This is a genomic window from Enterobacter sp. JH25, from assembly GCF_021725435.1.
Lineage (GTDB): Bacteria > Pseudomonadota > Gammaproteobacteria > Enterobacterales > Enterobacteriaceae > Enterobacter > Enterobacter intestinihominis.
Genome location: NZ_CP091319.1, coordinates 706,431 through 727,092, shown reverse-complemented (window position 1 = coordinate 727,092; position 20,662 = coordinate 706,431). Strand labels below are relative to the sequence as shown.

The 20,662-nt window shown below is 56.8% G+C and carries 16 protein-coding genes; 12 read left to right on the top strand and 4 right to left on the bottom strand.

What is annotated here, in order from left to right; genetic code table 11:
- Nucleotides 1–7: 7 nt before the first annotated feature.
- Entirely contained in the window at nt 8–775 is a 768-nt protein-coding gene (locus L2Y28_RS03485; RefSeq protein ID WP_017383796.1) for a DedA family protein, read from the bottom strand.
- Between the two features lie 118 nt (nt 776–893).
- Entirely contained in the window at nt 894–1,739 is an 846-nt protein-coding gene (araC, locus tag L2Y28_RS03480) for an arabinose operon transcriptional regulator AraC (protein ID WP_022647026.1), read from the bottom strand.
- Between the two features lie 335 nt (nt 1,740–2,074).
- Between araC and araB the strand changes: the two genes are divergently transcribed.
- From araB to rluA, 6 genes are all read left to right on the top strand, one after another.
- Nucleotides 2,075–3,784: a ribulokinase gene (araB, locus tag L2Y28_RS03475; RefSeq protein ID WP_022647025.1), complete on the top strand. Its 1,710-nt coding sequence runs from the start codon at nt 2,075–2,077 to the stop codon at nt 3,782–3,784.
- 10 nt (nt 3,785–3,794) lie between these two features.
- The gene (araA, locus tag L2Y28_RS03470) at nt 3,795–5,297 is read left to right on the top strand and encodes an L-arabinose isomerase (RefSeq protein WP_015572656.1); all 1,503 of its coding nucleotides are present in this window, start codon (nt 3,795–3,797) and stop codon (nt 5,295–5,297) included.
- Between the two features lie 86 nt (nt 5,298–5,383).
- Nucleotides 5,384–6,079, top strand: coding sequence for an L-ribulose-5-phosphate 4-epimerase (gene araD / locus L2Y28_RS03465; protein ID WP_022647024.1), 696 nt, complete (start codon nt 5,384–5,386; stop codon nt 6,077–6,079).
- 155 nt (nt 6,080–6,234) lie between these two features.
- Nucleotides 6,235–8,592, top strand: coding sequence for a DNA polymerase II (polB, locus tag L2Y28_RS03460; protein ID WP_022647023.1), 2,358 nt, complete (start codon nt 6,235–6,237; stop codon nt 8,590–8,592).
- 127 nt (nt 8,593–8,719) lie between these two features.
- Nucleotides 8,720–11,626, top strand: a complete 2,907-nt coding sequence (gene rapA / locus L2Y28_RS03455) for an RNA polymerase-associated protein RapA (protein WP_022647022.1) — start codon at nt 8,720–8,722, stop codon at nt 11,624–11,626.
- Between the two features lie 12 nt (nt 11,627–11,638).
- Complete coding sequence (gene rluA, locus L2Y28_RS03450) at nt 11,639–12,298, top strand: bifunctional tRNA pseudouridine(32) synthase/23S rRNA pseudouridine(746) synthase RluA (protein WP_003856412.1); 660 nt, start codon at nt 11,639–11,641, stop codon at nt 12,296–12,298.
- 31 nt (nt 12,299–12,329) lie between these two features.
- Here the strand turns inward: rluA and djlA are convergent, their stop codons facing one another.
- Nucleotides 12,330–13,145 carry a co-chaperone DjlA gene (djlA, locus tag L2Y28_RS03445; protein ID WP_023299305.1) on the bottom strand — a complete coding sequence of 272 codons (816 nt, stop codon included), beginning with the start codon at nt 13,143–13,145 and terminating at the stop codon, nt 12,330–12,332.
- A 239-nt stretch (nt 13,146–13,384) separates the two neighbouring features.
- Between djlA and lptD the strand changes: the two genes are divergently transcribed.
- Genes lptD through apaH form a run of 6 tightly spaced genes read left to right on the top strand, consistent with a single transcriptional unit; the run spans nt 13,385 to nt 20,120 of the window.
- A complete protein-coding gene (gene lptD / locus L2Y28_RS03440; RefSeq protein WP_022647020.1) occupies nt 13,385–15,742 on the top strand; it encodes an LPS assembly protein LptD in 2,358 nt (785 codons plus the stop codon).
- A 53-nt stretch (nt 15,743–15,795) separates the two neighbouring features.
- Nucleotides 15,796–17,082: a peptidylprolyl isomerase SurA gene (surA, locus tag L2Y28_RS03435; RefSeq protein ID WP_003856417.1), complete on the top strand. Its 1,287-nt coding sequence runs from the start codon at nt 15,796–15,798 to the stop codon at nt 17,080–17,082.
- Nucleotides 17,082–18,068: a 4-hydroxythreonine-4-phosphate dehydrogenase PdxA gene (pdxA, locus tag L2Y28_RS03430; protein ID WP_022647019.1), complete on the top strand. Its 987-nt coding sequence runs from the start codon at nt 17,082–17,084 to the stop codon at nt 18,066–18,068. Before surA ends, pdxA begins: the two co-directional genes overlap by 1 nt.
- Complete coding sequence (gene rsmA / locus L2Y28_RS03425) at nt 18,065–18,886, top strand: 16S rRNA (adenine(1518)-N(6)/adenine(1519)-N(6))-dimethyltransferase RsmA (protein WP_022647018.1); 822 nt, start codon at nt 18,065–18,067, stop codon at nt 18,884–18,886. Before pdxA ends, rsmA begins: the two co-directional genes overlap by 4 nt.
- Nucleotides 18,887–18,889: 3 nt before the next feature.
- Nucleotides 18,890–19,267, top strand: coding sequence for a Co2+/Mg2+ efflux protein ApaG (apaG, locus tag L2Y28_RS03420; RefSeq protein WP_003856425.1), 378 nt, complete (start codon nt 18,890–18,892; stop codon nt 19,265–19,267).
- Nucleotides 19,268–19,271: 4 nt separating this feature from the next.
- The gene (gene apaH, locus L2Y28_RS03415; RefSeq protein WP_022647017.1) at nt 19,272–20,120 is read left to right on the top strand and encodes a bis(5'-nucleosyl)-tetraphosphatase (symmetrical) ApaH; all 849 of its coding nucleotides are present in this window, start codon (nt 19,272–19,274) and stop codon (nt 20,118–20,120) included.
- Nucleotides 20,121–20,159: 39 nt separating this feature from the next.
- Here the strand turns inward: apaH and folA are convergent, their stop codons facing one another.
- The gene (gene folA, locus L2Y28_RS03410) at nt 20,160–20,639 is read right to left on the bottom strand and encodes a type 3 dihydrofolate reductase (RefSeq protein WP_003856431.1); all 480 of its coding nucleotides are present in this window, start codon (nt 20,637–20,639) and stop codon (nt 20,160–20,162) included.
- Nucleotides 20,640–20,662: the final 23 nt, after the last annotated feature.

The following is a 20,662-nucleotide window of genomic DNA, read 5'->3' as shown; positions in this document are numbered from 1 at the left end:
AAACACCTTAACGGCTCACCACCTTCAACAGGATCTCGCCGTACACCGGCATCAGCGGGTGGCGGATCAGCGCCACCAGCGCTACCACCGCCACGCCGAGCGTAAGTGGGGCCAGCCAGAGCAGGCGCGTGCGCGGGAGATAGCGGGTCAGGCGATCGACGCTCGCTTTCGCGCTGCGCCACAGGCGCCAGCAGAGCCAAACCGCCAGCCACAGCAGCACCGCCGTACCCAGCAGCAGCCATTTAAACTCACCGCTTTGCATACCGTCAGGAATATCAATCGCCGCGCCCGCCAGGATACCCGGCAGGAAGTAGAACGGCGGCCAGAAGACGCAGCCGATGATATTCGGCACCACAAACTTCGCGACGGGCAGATCCAGCATCCCGGCCACCATCGGCACCAGTGGACGCGTTGGCCCAACGAAGCGCCCCACGAGGATGGTGAACATGCTGTGCTGGTGCAGCGCGTGCTCGGTTTTATCCAGCAGCGCTTTGTTTTTTTTCATGAACGACCAGCGGTGTAGCGGCTTCTTAAAGCGCCAGCCCAGCCAGAAGGAGATCCAGTCCCCCAGCAAACAGCCGATAATACCGGCCATCCACGCCTGCCAGAAATTGACCTCGCCGCTGCCGATAAGCGCCCCAAGCCCCGCCATCATCACGGTGCCGGGCAGGATCAGCCCGACCAGCGCCAGCGACTCCAGAAACGCCACCAGCGCCACGGCGATGAGCGAATACATAACGGACTGGGTAATAAAATGTTCCAGCAATGCCTGCATAACTATTCCGGTCAGAAAACGAATCAGCGATTCTGCTTAGCGCCCTGCACCGCGTCAAGGCATCAATTGTCTGAATAGTTTACAAGATGCGCCTGAAGTTCACCTGAATGTTTACCGATTATTCACATCCCGCACGGAATTCGCTCGGGCTGGCACCGGTGCACTTCTTAAACACGCGAGAGAAATAGAGCTGATCTTCAAAGCCAACGTTACGCCCGACGGTGGCGATAGGCATTCGGGTGGTGCTGAGCAGCAGTTTCGCCTGGCTGATGCGCTGATCCTCGCGCCAGCTGAGTACGCTCACGCCAAGCTGCTGGCGGAACAGATGCGACAGCCGTGACGGCGACAGGCACACATGCTGGGCGACGCTGGCAATATCAAACTGGCTGTCGGCAAGGTGGTCGCTGATGTACTGGCAGGCGTCGCGGACGCGGTTGTCCAGCGGCGGATTAAGCGACTCGTTGATGGCCTCCATGCGGCGCAGCAGCACCTGTTCAAGCAGGTTGATGGCCAGCAGTTCGGCGTAGCGCCCTCCCGCCTGCCCTGCCTCAATAATCTGTGCAAACAGCTCACGGAACTGCGCCAGATGCGCCTCATCCGGGCGATATAAACCGGTATGGGCGAAAATGGCCGGCCACGAGAGCCACTCCTGCCAGTAGGCGCGCGGACGGAAATAGACCCACTGGTGATACCACTCTTTGGCATCCGGGTGGCGTCCGTAGTGGTGGATCTCCCCCGGCGGGAACAGCAGCATATCACCAGGGCGGCAGATAAACTGCCGATCGCCGTTTTTGATCACCCCTTCCCCGCGAACGGTCAGGTTCAGAATATACCCTTTCATTCCGAGCGGTCGATCGACGTAGAAATCGAGATACCCCTCGGCCTCAATGGGCGTCAGCCCCGCCACCAGATGGGCGTTAAATGAGTATCCCGGCAGCAGGGGATCGTTTTGCGGTTCGGCCATAGATTCAGTTCTCCCAAGGGTCCTGAAGGAAACCAATTGTCCATATCGATAAAAGCAGTATAAAAATGGCCCGCGAAAAGATCCAAAAAGCATCACGCCTCTTTTACGTCCGCCATGTTTCAGCCTTTCCCCCTGATTTCTCCGCCAGCACGGGCGGTTAAGCAGTAACAAAAGTGTCTATAAGTACGGCAGAAATGTCCACATTGAATATTTGCACGGCGTCACACTTTCCGCTGCTACAGCAATTTAGTCCATAAGATTAGCGGATCCTGCCTGACGATCTTTGTCCTCAGTCTCTAATGTTCTTCCATACCTGTTTTGGATGGAGCAACACCATGGCAATTGCAATTGGCCTCGATTTTGGCAGCGACTCAGTTCGCGCGCTGGCAGTGGACTGTACGACTGGCCGGGAGATAGCAACCAGCGTTGAGTGGTATCCGCGCTGGCAAGAGGGGCGCTACTGCGATGCGCCGAACAACCAGTTCCGTCACCACCCGCGCGATTACATTGAATCAATGGAAGCGGCGATCAAAACCGTGCTGGCGGAGCTGACGGATGCCCAGCGGGCCGACGTCGTGGGGATTGGCGTCGACAGTACCGGTTCAACGCCGGCCCCGGTTGATGCAGAAGGCCGCGTACTGGCGCTTCGCCCGGAGTTTGCCGATAACCCGAACGCCATGTTTGTGCTGTGGAAAGACCATACCGCCGTGGAAGAGGCGGAAGCCATCACCCGCTTATGCCACCAGCCGGGCAAAACCGACTACTCGCGCTACATCGGCGGGATCTACTCCAGCGAATGGTTCTGGGCAAAAATCCTGCACGTTACCCGCGCGGACGCGTCGGTCGCACAGGCAGCGGCGTCATGGATTGAGCTGTGCGACTGGGTTCCCGCCCTGCTTTCCGGCACCACTCGCCCGCAGGCTATTCGCCGTGGCCGTTGCAGCGCCGGGCATAAATCGCTGTGGCATGAAAGCTGGGGTGGTCTGCCTCCGGCAGCGTTCTTCGATGAACTCGACCCGATCATCAACAAAAACCTGACATACCCGCTGTTTACCGACACCTTCACCGCCGATATTCCGGTCGGCATGCTCTGCGAAGAGTGGGCGAAACGCCTCGGTCTGCCGCAAAACGTGACCATTTCCGGCGGCGCGTTCGACTGCCATATGGGCGCCGTGGGCGCGGGTGCGCAGCCTAACACGCTGGTGAAAGTGATTGGCACCTCCACCTGCGACATTCTGACGGCGGATAAAACGACCGTTGGCGACCGCGCGGTGAAGGGTATCTGCGGTCAGGTTGACGGCAGCGTGGTGCCCGATTTTATCGGCCTCGAAGCGGGTCAATCCGCGTTTGGCGATATCTACGCCTGGTTTGGCCGGGTGCTCGGCTGGCCGCTGGATCAGCTGGCGGCCGCGCATCCTGAACTGAAAAACCAGATTACCACGAGCAAAAAACAGCTCCTGCCGCAGCTCACCGAAGCCTGGGCAAAAAATCCGTCTCTCGATCACCTGCCGGTGGTGCTGGACTGGTTCAACGGCCGTCGTACGCCGTTTGCCAACCAGCGTCTGAAAGGGGTGATTACCGATCTCAACCTGGCGACCGACGCGCCCGCGCTGTTTGGCGGCCTGATCGCCGCCACCGCGTTCGGCGCGCGCGCCATTATGGAGTGCTTCACCGGGCAGGGCATTGACGTGAACAACGTGATGGCTTTGGGCGGTATCGCCCGTAAAAACCCGGTGATCATGCAGGCCTGCTGCGATGTGCTCAACCGTCCGCTGCAAATTGTGGCTTCCGATCAGTGCTGTGCGCTGGGCGCAGCGATTTTCGCGGCCGTGGCCGCAGGCGTCCATGCGGATATCCCGATCGCGCAACAGCATATGGCGAGCGCCGTCGAAAGTACGCTCCAGCCGCAGGCACAGCAGGCACAACGCTTTGAACAGCTTTATCAGCGCTACCAGCAATGGGCAAAAAGCGCCGAACTTCACTATCTCCCTGTCGCCGCCCCGGCCAAAAGCACCGCGGACACTACGGCAACCCTGACACTTTAAGGACACGATAATGACCATTTTTAATAATTATGAAGTGTGGTTTGTGATTGGCAGCCAGCATTTATACGGACCGGAAGCGTTGCAGCAGGTGACGAAACACGCGGAGCACGTTGTGAATGCGCTGAACGCGGAAGCCAAACTGCCGTGCAAACTGGTGCTGAAGCCGCTGGGTACTACGCCGGACGAAATCACTAACATCTGCCGCGATGCCAATTACGATGACAAATGCGCTGGCCTGGTGGTGTGGCTGCACACCTTCTCGCCAGCCAAAATGTGGATCAACGGCCTGGCTATCCTCAACAAACCGCTGCTGCAATTCCACACTCAGTTCAACGCCTCCCTGCCGTGGGACAGCATCGACATGGACTTCATGAACCTGAACCAGACCGCGCACGGCGGCCGCGAGTTCGGCTTCATCGGCGCGCGCATGCGTCAACAGCATGCCGTAGTGACCGGGCACTGGCAGGACGGTCAGGCACAAAAACGCATTGGCTCCTGGATGCGTCAGGCGGTCTCTAAGCAGGATACCCGTCACCTTAAAGTGGTGCGTTTCGGCGACAACATGCGTGAAGTTGCCGTAACCGACGGCGACAAAGTGGCCGCGCAGATCAAGTTCGGCTTCTCCGTGAATACCTGGGCAGTGGGCGACCTGGTGCAGGTGGTGAATGACATCAGCGATGGCGACGTTAACGCGCTGGTGGACGAGTACGAAAGCAGCTACCGCCTGACGCCTGCGGCACAGGTCAACGGCGACAAGCGCCAGAACGTGCTGGATGCCGCACGCATTGAACTGGGCATGAAGCGCTTCCTGGAACAGGGCGGCTTCCATGCCTTCACCACCACCTTTGAAGATCTCCACGGCCTGAAACAGCTCCCGGGTCTGGCGGTACAACGTCTGATGCAGCAGGGCTACGGTTTTGCGGGCGAAGGCGACTGGAAAACTGCCGCTCTGCTTCGCATCATGAAGGTGATGTCAACCGGTCTGCAGGGCGGCACCTCTTTTATGGAGGACTACACCTACCACTTCGAGAACGGCAACGATCTGGTGCTCGGCTCGCACATGCTGGAAGTGTGTCCCTCTATCGCCGTCGAAGAGAAACCGATCCTCGATGTGCAGTACCTCGGCATTGGCGGCAAAGCGGATCCGGCCCGTCTGATCTTCAACACCCGTACCGGCCCGGCCATTAACGCCAGCCTGATCGACCTCGGCGACCGTTTCCGCCTGCTGGTGAACTGCGTCGATGCTGTGGAAACTCCGCATTCTCTGCCGAAACTACCGGTCGCGAACGCCCTGTGGAAAGCGCAACCTGACCTGCCAACCGCGTCGGAAGCCTGGATCCTGGCCGGCGGCGCGCACCACACCGTCTTCAGCCACGCGCTTGACCTGAACGATATGCGTCAGTTTGCCGAGCTGCACGACATCGAACTGACCGTGATTGATAACGACACCCGTCTGCCAGCCTTTAAAGACGCGCTGCGCTGGAACGAAGTCTATTACGGTTCAAAACGCTAAGCCCTGAATGCCCGGTGGCACTTCGTTTACCGGGCCTACGGTTCTGTAGGCCGGATAAGCGCAGCGCCATCCGGCAGGAGACGACAATGTTAGAAGATCTCAAACGTCAGGTACTCGAAGCCAACCTGGCGCTGCCAAAACATAACCTGGTGACCCTGACTTGGGGCAACGTCAGCGCCGTTGACCGGGAAAAAGGCGTGTTCGTGATCAAGCCTTCGGGCGTGGATTACACGGTGATGACCGCGGAAGATATGGTGGTGGTCAGCATCGAAACGGGTGAAGTGGTTGAAGGCGATAAAAAGCCCTCCTCCGATACGCCCACTCACCGCCTGCTGTATCAGGCCTTCCCGACCATCGGTGGGATTGTGCATACCCATTCGCGTCACGCGACCATCTGGGCGCAGGCGGGCCAGCCAATTCCGGCCACCGGCACCACCCACGCGGACTACTTTTACGGCACCATTCCCTGCACGCGTCTGATGACCGATGCGGAGATCGGCGGTGAGTACGAATGGGAAACCGGGAACGTGATCGTCGAAACCTTCGAAAAACAGGGTATCGACGCGGCGCAAATGCCCGGCGTGCTGGTGCACTCCCACGGTCCGTTTGCCTGGGGTAAAAACGCGGAGGACGCGGTGCACAACGCGATCGTGCTGGAGGAAGTCGCCTACATGGGGATCTTCTGCCGCCAGCTGGCACCGCAGTTGCCGGATATGCAGCAAACCCTGCTCGATAAGCATTATCTGCGCAAGCACGGCGCGAAGGCGTACTACGGGCAGTAAAACATTGTCCGGTGGCGCTGCGCTTATCGGTCCTACGGATCCTGTTGGCCGGATAAGCGTAGCGCCATCCGGCAAAACAGGCACTGTATAAAACCCCAGCAAACACCCCTCAACCAGGCTATAATCAGGCCTGGTTTGTTTTGTGGGATAGCGGCGTGGCACAGGCGCAAGAAGGCTTTTTACTGACCCGACACTGGCGGGATACCCCTCAGGGCACCGAGGTTGCGTTCTGGCTGGCGACGGATAACGGCCCGCTGCACGTTACCCTGCCGCCTCAGGAGTCCGTGGCGTTTATCCCTGAACACCACGTCGAGAAAGTAAAGCAGCTGCTGCGCGGTGAAAACGGCTGGCGCCTTACTCCCCTTGAGCTAAAAGACTTCCACCGCCAGCCGGTTTATGGCCTCTACTGCCGCGCCCATCGCCAGCTGATGCGCTATGAAAAATTGCTCCGCGAAGCGGGCGTGACGCTCTATGAAGCGGACATTCGCCCGCCGGAACGTTTTCTGATGGAGCGGTTTATCACCGCCCCCGTCTGGGTGGACGGCGCTGAGCAGAACGGTTGTCTCGTGAACGCGCGCCTGAAGCCTAACCCGCACTATCGCCCGCCGCTGAAGTGGGTCTCGCTGGATATCGAAACCACCCGTCACGGCGAGCTGTACTGCATCGGCCTGGAGGGCTGTGGGCAGCGGGTTGTCTATATGCTCGGGCCCCCGAACGGCGATGCGTCCGCGCTGGATTTTCATCTGGAATACGTTATCAGCCGACCACAGCTGCTGGAGAAGCTTAACCAGTGGTTTGCCGAGCACGATCCCGACGTGCTGATCGGCTGGAACGTGGTGCAGTTTGACCTGCGCGTGTTGCAAAAACATGCCGAGCGGTACCGCATTCCCCTGACGTTAGGGCGCGGAAACACGGAGCTGGAGTGGCGTGAGCACGGTTTTAAGAACGGCGTATTCTTCGCACAGGCTAACGGTCGCCTGATAATCGACGGCATCGAGGCGCTGAAATCCGCCTTCTGGAACTTCTCTTCCTTCTCGCTGGAAGCGGTCGCCCAGGCGCTGCTCGGCGAAGGTAAATCCATCGACAATCCCTGGGACCGAATGGACGAGATCGACCGGCGCTTTAATGAGGATAAGCCAGCGCTCGCTACCTATAACCTGAAAGACTGTGAGCTGGTAACGCAGATTTTCCATAAAACCGAGATCATGCCCTTCCTGCTGGAACGCGCAACGGTAAACGGCCTCGCGGTCGACAGGCACGGCGGCTCGGTAGCGGCCTTCAGCCACCTCTATTTCCCGCGGATGCACCGGGCGGGCTATGTGGCCCCTAACCTCGGTGACGTGCCGCCGCAGGCCAGTCCCGGAGGTTACGTGATGGATTCACGGCCCGGGCTGTATGATTCGGTGCTGGTGCTGGATTATAAAAGTCTGTACCCGTCGATTATCCGCACATTTCTGATTGATCCGGTAGGGCTGGTCGAGGGGATGGCGCAGCCAGACGATGCGCACAGTACTGAAGGTTTTCTCGGGGCACGCTTCTCGCGCGAAAAACACTGCCTGCCTGAGATCGTGGGAAACATCTGGCACGGCCGCGACGAGGCAAAACGCCACGGCAACAAGCCGCTCTCACAGGCGTTGAAAATTATTATGAATGCCTTTTACGGGGTGCTGGGCACCAGCGCCTGCCGCTTCTTTGATCCGCGTCTGGCGTCGTCCATCACCATGCGCGGGCACGACATTATGCGCCAGACCAAAGCGTTGATTGAATCCCGGGGTTATGACGTTATTTATGGCGACACCGATTCCACCTTTGTCTGGCTGAAATCGGCCCATTCAGAAGACGACGCCGCGCAAATCGGCAAAGAACTGGTCGCCTTCGTGAACGCCTGGTGGCGCGAAAATTTGCAAAAAGAGCGGTTAACCAGCGCGTTAGAGCTGGAGTTTGAAACCCATTTTGCCCGCTTCTTAATGCCGACCATTCGCGGAACCGACCAGGGCAGCAAGAAGCGCTACGCCGGACTGATTCAGGAAGGCGACAAGCAGCGGATGGTGTTTAAAGGGCTGGAGACAGTGCGCACCGACTGGACGCCGCTGGCACAGCAGTTTCAGCAAACCCTTTATCTGCGGGTGTTCCGCAATGAGCCGTATCAGGACTACGTGCGCGAGACGATAGCCAGCCTGATGGCAGGCGAACTTGACGCGCAGCTGGTGTATCGCAAGCGCCTGCGCCGCCCGCTGGCGGACTACCAGCGTAATGTTCCTCCGCACGTCCGCGCGGCGCGGCTGGCGGATGAAGAGAACGTTCGCCGGGGCCGCGCGCCGCAGTATCAGAACCGGGGAACGATCAAATACGTCTGGACAACGAACGGACCAGAACCCGTTGATTACCAGCAGTCTCCGCTCGATTACGATCACTACCTGACCCGCCAGCTTCAGCCTGTTGCGGAGGGAATTTTACCTTTCATCAACGACGACTTTGCTACACTAGTGACAGGACAACTTGGGCTATTTTGACGCGTGACGAAACCGTTGCCATCCAGTACCATAGCGCCCTTTCCATTCCCGGACCCATTTTTCGATGACCGTCTTTTTTGACGGGGTCGAACTATTGCCTGCAATTAAAGATTAGAGCCGAACAACTATGCCTTTTACACTTGGTCAACGCTGGATCAGCGATACAGAAAGCGAACTTGGATTAGGAACCGTCGTTGCCGTCGATGCGCGCATGGTTACCCTCCTTTTCCCTGCTACCGGTGAAAACCGCCTGTACGCTCGCAATGACTCCCCTGTTACCCGCGTAATGTTCAATCCGGGTGATACCGTGACCAGCCATGACGGCTGGCAACTGAAGGTTGAAGACGTAAAAGAAGAGAATGGACTGCTCGCCTACATCGGAACGCGTCTTGATACCGACGAGACGAATGTCATCCTGCGTGAAGTGCTGCTCGACAGCAAACTGGTGTTCAGCAAGCCGCAGGACCGTCTGTTTGCCGGGCAAATCGACCGAATGGATCGCTTCTCCCTGCGCTACCGCGCGCGTAAGTTCCAGAGTGAGCAGTACCGCATGCCGTGGAGCGGCCTGCGCGGTCAGCGTACCAGCCTTATTCCCCATCAGCTGAATATCGCCCATGACGTGGGCCGTCGCCATGCGCCTCGCGTGCTGCTGGCTGACGAAGTGGGCCTGGGTAAAACCATCGAAGCAGGCATGATCCTGCACCAGCAGCTGCTCTCTGGCGCTGCCGAGCGCGTGCTGATTGTGGTTCCAGAAACGCTGCAACATCAGTGGCTGGTTGAAATGCTGCGCCGCTTTAACCTGCGCTTCTCCCTGTTCGACGATGAGCGCTATGCCGAAGCCCAGCACGACGCGGACAACCCGTTTGAAACCGAACAGCTGGTCATTTGTTCCCTGGACTTCGTGCGCCGCAGCAAGCAGCGCCTGGAGCATCTGTGCGACGCTGAATGGGATCTGATGGTCGTCGACGAAGCGCACCACCTCGTCTGGAGCGAAGACGCGCCAAGCCGTGAATACATGGCGATTGAGCAGCTTGCCGAGCGCGTACCGGGCGTTCTGCTCCTGACCGCCACGCCGGAGCAGCTGGGTCTTGAGAGCCACTTCGCCCGTCTGCGTCTGCTCGATCCCAACCGTTTCCACGATTTTGAGCACTTTGTTGAAGAGCAGAAAAACTACCGCCCGGTGGCGGACGCCGTCGCGCTGCTGCTGGCCGGTAATCGTCTCTCTAATGATGAGCTTAACACTCTCAGCGATCTGATTGGCGAGCAGGATATTGAGCCGCTGCTTCAGGCCGCGAACAGCGACAGCGATAATGCGGGATCCGCGCGTAAAGAGCTGATCGACATGCTGATGGATCGCCACGGTACCAGCCGCGTGCTGTTCCGTAACACCCGTAACGGCGTGAAAGGCTTCCCGAAACGCGAGCTGCACACCATCAAACTGCCGCTGCCGACCCAGTACCAGACGGCGATTAAAGTCTCCGGCATTATGGGTACCCGTAAATCTGCGGAAGATCGCGCGCGCGACATGCTCTACCCGGAGCAGATTTATCAGGAATTCGAAGGCGACACCGGCACCTGGTGGAACTTCGATCCGCGCGTGGAGTGGTTGATGGGCTACCTCACCGCTCACCGTTCCCAGAAAGTGCTGGTGATCTGCGCCAAAGCCGCTACCGCATTGCAGCTGGAGCAGGTTCTGCGTGAGCGCGAAGGCATTCGCGCCGCCGTGTTCCACGAAGGCATGTCCATAGTTGAGCGCGATCGTGCAGCAGCCTGGTTTGGTGAAGAGGACAGCGGCGCGCAGGTTCTGCTGTGCTCTGAAATCGGTTCTGAAGGCCGTAACTTCCAGTTCGCCAGCAATCTGGTGATGTTCGATCTGCCGTTTAACCCGGATCTGCTGGAGCAGCGTATCGGCCGTCTGGATCGTATCGGGCAGGCGCACGATATTCAGATCCACGTGCCGTATCTGGAGAAAACCGCCCAGTCCGTGCTGGTGCGCTGGTACCACGAAGGGCTGGACGCGTTTGAACACACCTGCCCGACCGGCCGCACCATTTACGATCAGGTCCATGGCGATCTGATCGGTTACCTGGCCGCGCCTGAAAATAGCGAGGGCTTTGATGAGCTGATTAAATCCTGCCGTGAGAAGCACGACGCACTGAAAGCGCAGCTGGAGCAGGGTCGCGATCGCCTGCTGGAGATCCACTCCAACGGCGGTGAAAAAGCGCAGCAGCTGGCCGAAAGCATTGAAGAGCAGGACGACGACACCAGCCTGATCAGCTTCTCCATGAATCTGTTCGACATCGTCGGTATAAACCAGGACGATCGCGGCGAGAACATGATCGTGCTGACCCCGTCCGATCATATGCTGGTGCCGGATTTCCCGGGCCTGCCGGAAGACGGCTGCACTATCACCTTTGAGCGTGATGTGGCGCTGTCCCGCGAAGACGCACAGTTCATTACCTGGGAGCACCCGCTGATCCGCAACGGTCTGGATCTGATCCTCTCCGGCGATACCGGCAGCAGCACCATTTCCCTGTTGAAGAACAAAGCCTTGCCTGTGGGCACGCTGCTGGTGGAGCTGATCTACGTTGTGGAAGCGCAGGCGCCGAAACAGCTTCAGCTTAACCGCTTCCTCCCGCCAACGCCGGTGCGTCTGCTGCTGGATAAAAACGGTACGAATCTGGCCGGCCAGGTGGAGTTTGAAAGCTTCAACCGTCAGTTGAGCGCGGTGAACCGCCATACCGGCAGCAAGCTGGTGAATGCGGTGCAACAGGACGTGCATGCCATTCTGCAACTGGGTGAAACCCAGGCCGAAAAAGCGGCCAGAGTGCTGATTGATGCGGCGCGCAGCGAAGCCGATGAGAAGCTTTCTGCCGAGCTGTCGCGTCTGGAAGCGTTGAAAGCGGTGAACCCGAACATTCGTGACGATGAGCTGGCCGCAATTGAGAGCAACCGCCAGCAGGTGCTGGAAAGTCTGAATCAGGCGGGATGGCGTCTCGACGCCCTGCGTCTTATCGTTGTGACGCATCAATAAGCGGAGCGCAAAATGGTAATGGAGCCCTACAATCCCCCGATGGATCCGTGGCTGGTCATTCTGTATCAGGACGAGCACATTATGGTGGTTAACAAGCCGAGCGGCCTGTTGTCCGTGCCGGGGCGTCTGGAAGAGCATAAAGACAGCGTGATGACGCGTATCCAGCGCGATTATCCCCAGGCCGAGTCTGTCCATCGTCTGGATATGGCGACCAGCGGCGTGATTGTGGTGGCTCTTAATAAGGCGGCAGAACGTGAGCTGAAGCGTCAGTTCCGCGAGCGCGAGCCGAAGAAGCAGTATGTCGCCCGCGTGTGGGGCCATCCGGCGCAGGCGGAAGGGCTGGTGGATTTACCGCTGATTTGCGACTGGCCGAACCGGCCAAAGCAGAAGGTGTGTTATGAAACCGGCAAGGCTGCGCAGACCGAGTATGAAGTGCTGGAGTACGCGCCGGATAATACCGCGCGCGTCCTGCTGAAGCCGATTACCGGGCGCTCCCATCAGCTGCGTGTGCATATGCTTGCGATGGGTCACCCGATTCTGGGTGACAGATTCTATGCGCCGCCGGAAGCGCTGGCGTTAGCGCCGCGCCTGCAACTGCATGCGCAGACGCTCACCATCACCCACCCTGCTTTCGGCAACGCCATGACGTTCAAAGCCCCGGTGGACTTCTGAAAAAATGGCCCGACACTGTCGGGCCATTTTTTTATTTAAAACCTTTCTGCTCTTTAATCAGCTCGTAGGCTTTCTGGATTTCCTGCGCTTTCTGTTTCGCCATCTCCATCATCTCAGGCGGCAGGCCTTTCGCCACCAGCTTATCCGGATGGTGCTCGCTCATCAGCTTACGATAGGCGCGTTTGATGGTCGTGACATCGTCAGAGGGCTTCACGCCGAGGACATTACAGGCATCTTCAAGCGTAGGGCCACGCTGCGCCTGCTGCCACCCGCCACCGGACGATTGCTGTTGATAACCGCCGCCAAAGTGCGCGCCGCCCTGCATCATGCGCAGGAACTGATCGAACTGCATGCGGGAAATGCCCAGCTCTTCAGCAATCACATACAGGACGTCCCGTTCATTCGGATGCAGAGAGCCATCCGCGAAGGCGGCCTGGATTTGAATTTCCAGAAACATCCGAATTAAATCAAAGCGCCCGAAGCAGATGCTACGGAACTGCCGCATTTTTTCACGCAGCGGGTAGTTATCCGCTTTACCAATCCGGAATGCATTCTGCGCCGCGACGCGGGATTCGCCGTGCAGATTCATGCGATCCATAAAGACGCTGGCAACCTGAATATCGGCTTCCGTTACGCGCCCTTTTGATTTGGTTAAGTGCCCCATCACCTCGAAGGTGGTGGAGAAGAAGAGTGACTGGCGCTCGCGCTGGTTGGCAAACCAGGCCATTTTGCGGCTGCGTGCTTTATCAAACATATGGCCGATAATGAGGCCAAGAACAACACCCCAGAATCCGGCACCCATAATAATTGCGAACGCAACGCCGATTATTTTACCCCAATACTGCATATACTCCCCGAATGGTCATGTTCCTGGCCGACGCAACGCCATCATTACAGTGGTCGCGCCACGGTCAATTGAGGGACATCGCCTATAATTTGCATTATCATACTCGTCATTCGATAGCGAGCCTAACACTCTGGCGCGCAAACGGGCAGGATTAACGCTGGTACTGCGCTGATGAGTAAGATAGTCTCTGAGCGTTTGTAAGCCGTAGCCACTGATGACGGAACAATAAAATACAACGTATGAAAAAACGTATCCCCACCCTTCTGGCCACAATGATTGGCACCGCCCTGTACAGCCAACAGGGGCTCGCAGCCGATCTCGCCTCGCAGTGTATGCTTGGCGTCCCAAGTTACAATCGCCCACTGGTGAAAGGCGATACGAATGACTTACCCGTCACCATTAATGCCGACAGCGCAAAAGGTAATTATCCTGACAATGCAACCTTTACGGGCAATGTCGATATTAACCAGGGTAACAGCCGTCTGCTGGCTGACGAAGTGCAATTGCACCAGAAGCAGCCGGAAGGTGCTCAGGCGCCTGTCCGTACGGTGGATGCGCTGGGTAATGTGCACTATGACGACAATCAGGTCATCCTGAAAGGTCCGAAAGCCTGGTCGAATCTGAATACCAAAGACACCAACGTCTGGGAAGGTGATTATCAGATGGTCGGTCGTCAGGGGCGCGGTACCGCAGACCTGATGAAGCAGCGCGGCGAGAACCGCTACACCATTCTCGAAAACGGCTCGTTTACGTCCTGTTTGCCAGGGTCAAATACCTGGAGCGTTGTGGGCAGCGAAGTGATCCACGACCGTGAAGAACAGGTTGCGGAGATCTGGAACGCCCGTTTTAAACTCGGCCCGGTGCCCATTTTCTATAGTCCTTACCTGCAACTGCCTGTGGGTGACAAACGTCGTTCAGGCTTCCTGATCCCGAACGCCAAGTACAGCACGTCGAACTACTTTGAGTTCTACCTGCCGTACTACTGGAACATTGCGCCCAACATGGACGCCACGATCACGCCGCACTACATCCATAAGCGCGGTAACATCATGTGGGAGAACGAATTCCGCTATCTGACCAAAGCGGGCGCGGGTCTGATGGAGTTTGATTATCTGCCATCAGATAAGGTGTTCCAGGACGAACATCCGAGCGAAGGTGATAAGCACCGCTGGATGTACTACTGGCAGCACGCCGGGGTAATGGATCAGGTTTGGCGCTTCAACATCGACTACACCAAAGTCAGCGATCCGTATTACTTCAACGACTTCGACTCTAAATACGGGTCCAGTACCGACGGTTACGCCACGCAGATATTCAGCGTGGGCTACGCCATTGAAAATTTTGACGCAACGGTGTCGACCAAGCAGTTCCAGGTGTTTGATACGCAAACAAACAGCACCTACGGTGCAGAGCCGCAGCTGGACGTGAACTGGTACCAGAACGATGTGGGTCCTTTCGACACGCACGTTTACGCTCAGGCGGTCCATTTCGTCAACACCAACTCAGATATGCCGGAAGCTACGCGTCTGCATATCGAGCCGACGATCAACCTGCCGTGGTCAAACGACTGGGCGAGCCTGAATACCGAAGCCAAAGTGATGGCCACCCACTACCAGCAGAAAAATATTGATAAATACAATGCGAATCCGAACAACGCGAACGATCTTGCAGATTCAGTAAACCGTGTCCTCCCTCAGTTTAAAATGGACGGCAAGCTGATCTTCGAACGCGATATGGGCATGCTCGCAGATGGATATACCCAGACGCTTGAGCCACGTATGCAGTATCTGTACGTGCCTTATCGCGATCAGAGCAAGATTCAAAACTACGACTCGTCCTTACTGCAATCTGACTATAGCGGCCTGTTCCGCGATCGTTCCTACGGTGGCCTTGACCGTATTGCGTCAGCAAACCAGTTAACGACCGGCGTCACAACGCGCGTTTATGATGATGCTGCCGTTGAACGTTTTAACGTTTCTGTTGGTCAAATCTACTATTTCACAGAATCACGCACTGGCGATGATAAAATTCAGTGGGAGAAAGACAACAAAACGGGCTCACTGGTATGGGCGGGCGACACTTACTGGCGCATGACGGATCGTTGGGGTCTGCGCGGTGGTGTTCAGTACGATACACGACTGGACAATATCGCGACGGGCAGCGCTGCCATCGAATATCGTCGTGATGAGGACCGTATGTTGCAGTTGACATACCGTTACGCCAGCCCGGAATACATTCAGGCGACACTGCCTAATTATTCCACTTCCGACCCATACAAAGACGGTATTTCACAGGTGGGTACCGCCGCGAGCTGGCCTATCGCCGATCGTTGGTCAGTCGTCGGAGCCTACTACTATGACACGAATACCCAAAAACCTGCTGACCAGATGCTGGGTCTGCAATATAACTCCTGCTGTTACGCAATACGTGTCGGTTACGAACGCAAACTTAACGGCTGGGATACGCAAAACAGTCAGGGCAAATACGATAACGTGATTGGCTTTAATATCGAGTTGCGCGGCCTGAGCTCTAACTACGGTCTGGGCACGCAGCAGATGCTGCGCTCGAACATTCTGCCGTATCGTAGTTCATTGTAATGTGCTTGATTTACAACGTAATCCGCTTTGCGGTTAATTGAAATGGAAAAAGTATGAAGAACTGGAAAACGCTGCTACTCGGTGTCGCTATGGTTGCGAATACCAGCTTCGCGGCCCCACAGGTTGTCGATAAAGTCGCGGCTGTGGTTAACAACGGCGTCGTGCTTGAAAGTGACGTTGACGGTTTGATGAAATCTGTAAAGCTCAACTCGGGCCAGGCAGGTCAACAACTTCCGGATGACGCTACGCTGCGCCACCAGATCCTGGAACGTCTGATCATGGATCAGATTGTCCTGCAAATGGGCCAGAAAATGGGTGTGAAGATCTCTGACGAGCAGCTCGATCAGGCGATCGCTAACATTGCAAAGCAGAACAACATTACCCCGGACCAGATGCGTAGCCGCCTGGCCTATGACGGCATCAGCTATGCCACCTACCGTAATCAGATCCGTAAAGAGATGCTGATTTCAGAAGTGCGTAACAATGAAGTCCGTCGCCGCGTCACCATCCTGCCTCAGGAAGTGGATGCCCTGGCGAAACAGGTGGGTAATCAGAATGATGCCAGCACTGAACTTAACCTGAGCCACATCCTGATCCCACTGCCGGAAAACCCAACCTCCGATCAGGCGGCTGAGGCGGAAAGTCAGGCGCGCGCTATCGTTGAGCAGGCGCGTAATGGCGATGACTTCGGCAAACTGGCGATCACCTACTCTGCTGACCAGCAGGCGCTGAAAGGCGGCCAGATGGGCTGGGGCCGTATTCAGGAGCTGCCATCCCTGTTTGCCCAGGCGCTGAGCACGGCGAAGAAAGGCGACATCGTCGGTCCAATCCGTTCCGGTGTGGGCTTCCACATTCTGAAAGTGAACGACCTGCGCGGTCAGAGCCAGAACATTTCGGTTACCGAAGTGCATGCGCGCCATATCCTGCTCAAACCGTCTCCGATCATGACTGACGATCAGGCCCGTGCGAAGCTGGAACAGATCGCCGCAGACATCAAGAGCGGTAAAACCACCTTCGATAAAGCGGCAAAAGAGTTCTCTCAGGATCCTGGCTCTGCAAACCAGGGCGGTGACCTGGGTTGGGCGGCAGCGGATATTTACGATCCAGCTTTCCGCGATGCGTTAATGAAGCTGAATAAGGGTCAGATGAGCGCGCCAGTGCACTCCTCCTTCGGCTGGCATCTGATCCAGCTGATGGACACGCGCAACGTGGATAAAACCGACGCGGCGCAGAAAGATCGTGCGTATCGGATGCTGTTTAACCGTAAGTTCTCTGAAGAAGCCGCAACCTGGATGCAGGAACAACGCGCCAGCGCTTACGTGAAAGTGTTGAGCAACTAATGAAACCGCATCGTGTTGTGATCACTCCCGGCGAACCCGCCGGGATTGGGCCTGACCTTGTGGTTCAGCTCGCCCAGCGCAGCTGGCCGGTAGAGTTGGTTGTTTGCGCAGATGCAACACTGTTACAAGACCGGGCAGCCTTGCTCGGTCTGCCTTTAACGCTCCTCCCTTACGTTGAAGGCCAACAGCCCGCACCGCAGCAGGCTGGTACTCTCACCCTGCTTTCAGTTCCGCTCCGTGCACCTGTTGTCCCCGGTGAGTTACACATCGAAAACGGCCACTACGTTGTCGAGACGCTGGCGCGCGCCTGTGACGGTTGCCTTCAGGGCGAATTTGCCGCCCTGATCACCGGTCCGGTGCATAAAGGCGTAATCAACGACGCGGGCATTCCGTTTACCGGGCATACCGAATTTTTCGAAGAGCGTTCGCACAGCCCGAAAGTGGTGATGATGCTGGCAACCGAAGCAATGCGCGTTGCGCTGGTAACAACGCACCTGCCGATCAAAGCCATTCCGGATGCCATTACGCCTGAACTCCTGCGTGAGATCATTGGCATTTTGCATCACGATCTGCAAACCAAATTCGGTATTCCGCAGCCGCATGTGCTGGTTTGCGGCCTGAATCCGCACGCGGGTGAGGGCGGACATATGGGCACTGAAGAGATCGACACCATCATTCCGGTGCTTGAGGAGATGCGGGCGAAGGGGATGAACCTCAGCGGGCCACTGCCTGCCGACACCCTTTTCCAGCCCAAATACCTGGATAAAGCCGATGCCGTACTCGCGATGTACCACGATCAGGGTCTGCCCGTGCTAAAATACCAGGGATTTGGTCGCGGGGTGAATATCACCCTCGGCTTACCCTTTATTCGAACGTCCGTTGACCACGGTACTGCGCTGGATCTGGCAGGCCAGGGAAAAGCAGATGTCGGCAGTTTTATCACGGCGCTTAATCTCGCCATCAAAATGATTGTTAATACTCAATGACTAATCGAGTCCATCAGGGCCACTTAGCCCGTAAACGCTTCGGGCAAAACTTCCTCAACGATCAGTTTGTGATCGACAGTATCGTTTCTGCCATTAATCCGCAGAAAGGCCAGGCCATGGTCGAAATCGGCCCGGGTCTTGCCGCGCTGACCGAGCCGGTAGGCGAACGCCTTGACGAACTGACCGTTATCGAACTCGACCGCGATCTGGCCGCGCGTCTGCAAACGCACCCTTTCCTCGGGCCGAAGCTGACGATTTATCAGCAGGATGCGATGACCATGAACTTTGGCGAACTGTCAGAAAAAATGGGACAGCCGCTGCGCGTGTTCGGTAACCTGCCGTACAACATCTCCACCCCGCTGATGTTCCATCTGTTTAGCTATACTGATGCCATTGCCGACATGCACTTCATGTTGCAAAAAGAGGTCGTTAACCGTCTGGTTGCAGGGCCGAACAGTAAAGCGTATGGTCGTTTAAGCGTGATGGCGCAATATTACTGCAACGTGATCCCGGTATTAGAAGTGCCGCCTTCCGCGTTCACGCCACCACCAAAAGTGGATTCTGCGGTTGTGCGCCTGGTGCCACATAAAACGATGCCGTATCCGGTCAAAGACCTGCGCGTGCTGAGCCGTATCACGACTGAAGCCTTTAACCAGCGCCGTAAAACGATTCGTAACAGCCTTGGCAATCTGTTTACCGTTGACGTGTTAGCTGAGTTGGGCATCGACCCGGCAATGCGTGCGGAAAATATTTCCGTAGAGCACTACTGCAAGCTGGCTAATTACATCAGCGACAATGCGCCGCCGAAGGAGAGCTAAGCCATGATTGATTCGCCCCGCGTCTGTGTTCAGGTTCAAAGCGTCTACATTGAGTCCCAATCCACACCGGATGAAGAACGTTTTGTCTTTGCTTATACCGTAACCATTCGCAATCTGGGGCGGATGCCTGTGCAACTGCTCGGGCGCTACTGGCTTATCACCAACGGCAATGGCCGCGAAATTGAAGTCCAGGGTGAAGGTGTGGTCGGTGAACAACCCCATATCGCCCCTGGCGAAGAGTATCAGTACACCAGCGGTGCGGTCATTGAAACGCCACTGGGTACCATGCAAGGCCATTACGAAATGGTCGATGCCGACGGTAATGCTTTCCGCATTGCTATTCCTGTGTTCCGTCTCGCCGTACCTACACTTATTCATTAATCTAATGTCTACATATCTGATTGGCGACGTTCACGGTTGCTACGATGAACTGATCGCATTATTAAAACAGGTCGATTTTACTCCCGGGCAGGACACGCTCTGGCTTACAGGCGATTTAGTGGCGCGCGGCCCTGGCTCCCTTGACGTCCTGCGTTACGTCAAATCTCTGGGCGACAGCGTGCGGCTGGTACTGGGCAACCACGATCTGCATCTGCTGGCCGTATACGCCGGGATCAGCCGTAATAAGCCGAAAGATCGCATTACCCCCCTGCTGGAAGCACCGGATGCCGATGAGTTGCTCAACTGGCTGCGTCGCCAGCCACTGCTACAGATTGACGAAGAGAAAAAGCTGGTGATGGCTCATGCCGGCATCACGCCTCAGTGGGATCTTGAGACGGCAAAAACCTGTGCGCGCGACGCCGAAGCGGTGCTGGCGAGCGACTCCTACCCGTTCTTCCTCGATGCGATGTACGGCGACATGCCGAATAACTGGAGTGATGACCTCAGCGGCCTGGCGCGGCTACGTTTTATCACCAATGCTTTTACGCGGATGCGCTACTGCTTCCCGAACGGGCAGCTGGATATGTATTGCAAAGATACGCCGGAAAATGCCCCTGCGCCGCTTAAGCCATGGTTTGCGATTCCGGGCCCCGTGACAAACGAATATAGCGTGGTATTTGGGCACTGGGCATCACTGGAAGGAAAAGGCACCCCGGAAAATATCTATGCGCTGGATACCGGATGCTGCTGGGGCGGGGATTTAACCTGCTTACGCTGGGAAGATAAAACCTACTTTGTCCAGCCATCCAACCGACAGCTGGATTTAGGCGAGGGAGAGGCGGTCGCCTCCTGAAGATGTTTATCCTCTCCCTTTGGGGAGAGGATAAAAACGTTAACGACGTTCCAGAATTTCGAAGCAGTAGCTGTGCGAGTTCTGCGCATCCGCATCGTGAAACTCACTGAATACGGACTCCCACTCGTCCGGATCGTAATCCGGAAAATGGGTATCCCCTTCCACTTCCGCATCAATGTGCGTCAGATACAGTTTCTGCGCTTTTGGCAGGAACTGCTCATACACGCGACCACCACCGATCACCATGATCTCTTCGGCATCGCCGCAGGCGGCAATCGCTTCATCAACGGATTTCACCCACTGCACGCGATCGTCAGTGCCCGGCTGGCTACTGATCACAATATTCTTACGACCCGGCAATGGACGACCAATCGACTCCCAGGTCAGGCGGCCCATCACTACCGGCTTGTTTAACGTAGTACGTTTAAACCATGCGAGATCGGCAGGCAGGTTCCACGGCATGGCGTTTTCCATGCCGATAACGCGGTCTACCGCCAGCGCTGCAATCAGACTGATCATTGAAAATTTCCCGGATGCAAAAA

Excerpts from the sequence above, each read along its gene's own strand:
- surA (WP_003856417.1), top strand. The coding sequence starts at position 15,796 with ATGAAGAACTGGAAAACGCTGCTACTCGGTGTCGCTATGGTTGCGAAT.
- apaG (WP_003856425.1), top strand. The coding sequence starts at position 18,890 with ATGATTGATTCGCCCCGCGTCTGTGTTCAGGTTCAAAGCGTCTACATT.
- folA (WP_003856431.1), bottom strand. The coding sequence starts at position 20,639 with ATGATCAGTCTGATTGCAGCGCTGGCGGTAGACCGCGTTATCGGCATG.
- rsmA (WP_022647018.1), top strand. The coding sequence starts at position 18,065 with ATGACTAATCGAGTCCATCAGGGCCACTTAGCCCGTAAACGCTTCGGG.
- lptD (WP_022647020.1), top strand. The coding sequence starts at position 13,385 with ATGAAAAAACGTATCCCCACCCTTCTGGCCACAATGATTGGCACCGCC.
- rapA (WP_022647022.1), top strand. The coding sequence starts at position 8,720 with ATGCCTTTTACACTTGGTCAACGCTGGATCAGCGATACAGAAAGCGAA.
- araD (WP_022647024.1), top strand. The coding sequence starts at position 5,384 with ATGTTAGAAGATCTCAAACGTCAGGTACTCGAAGCCAACCTGGCGCTG.
- araC (WP_022647026.1), bottom strand. The coding sequence starts at position 1,739 with ATGGCCGAACCGCAAAACGATCCCCTGCTGCCGGGATACTCATTTAAC.
- L2Y28_RS03485 (WP_017383796.1), bottom strand. The coding sequence starts at position 775 with ATGCAGGCATTGCTGGAACATTTTATTACCCAGTCCGTTATGTATTCG.
- araA (WP_015572656.1), top strand. The coding sequence starts at position 3,795 with ATGACCATTTTTAATAATTATGAAGTGTGGTTTGTGATTGGCAGCCAG.
- djlA (WP_023299305.1), bottom strand. The coding sequence starts at position 13,145 with ATGCAGTATTGGGGTAAAATAATCGGCGTTGCGTTCGCAATTATTATG.
- pdxA (WP_022647019.1), top strand. The coding sequence starts at position 17,082 with ATGAAACCGCATCGTGTTGTGATCACTCCCGGCGAACCCGCCGGGATT.
- rluA (WP_003856412.1), top strand. The coding sequence starts at position 11,639 with ATGGTAATGGAGCCCTACAATCCCCCGATGGATCCGTGGCTGGTCATT.
- araB (WP_022647025.1), top strand. The coding sequence starts at position 2,075 with ATGGCAATTGCAATTGGCCTCGATTTTGGCAGCGACTCAGTTCGCGCG.
- apaH (WP_022647017.1), top strand. The coding sequence starts at position 19,272 with ATGTCTACATATCTGATTGGCGACGTTCACGGTTGCTACGATGAACTG.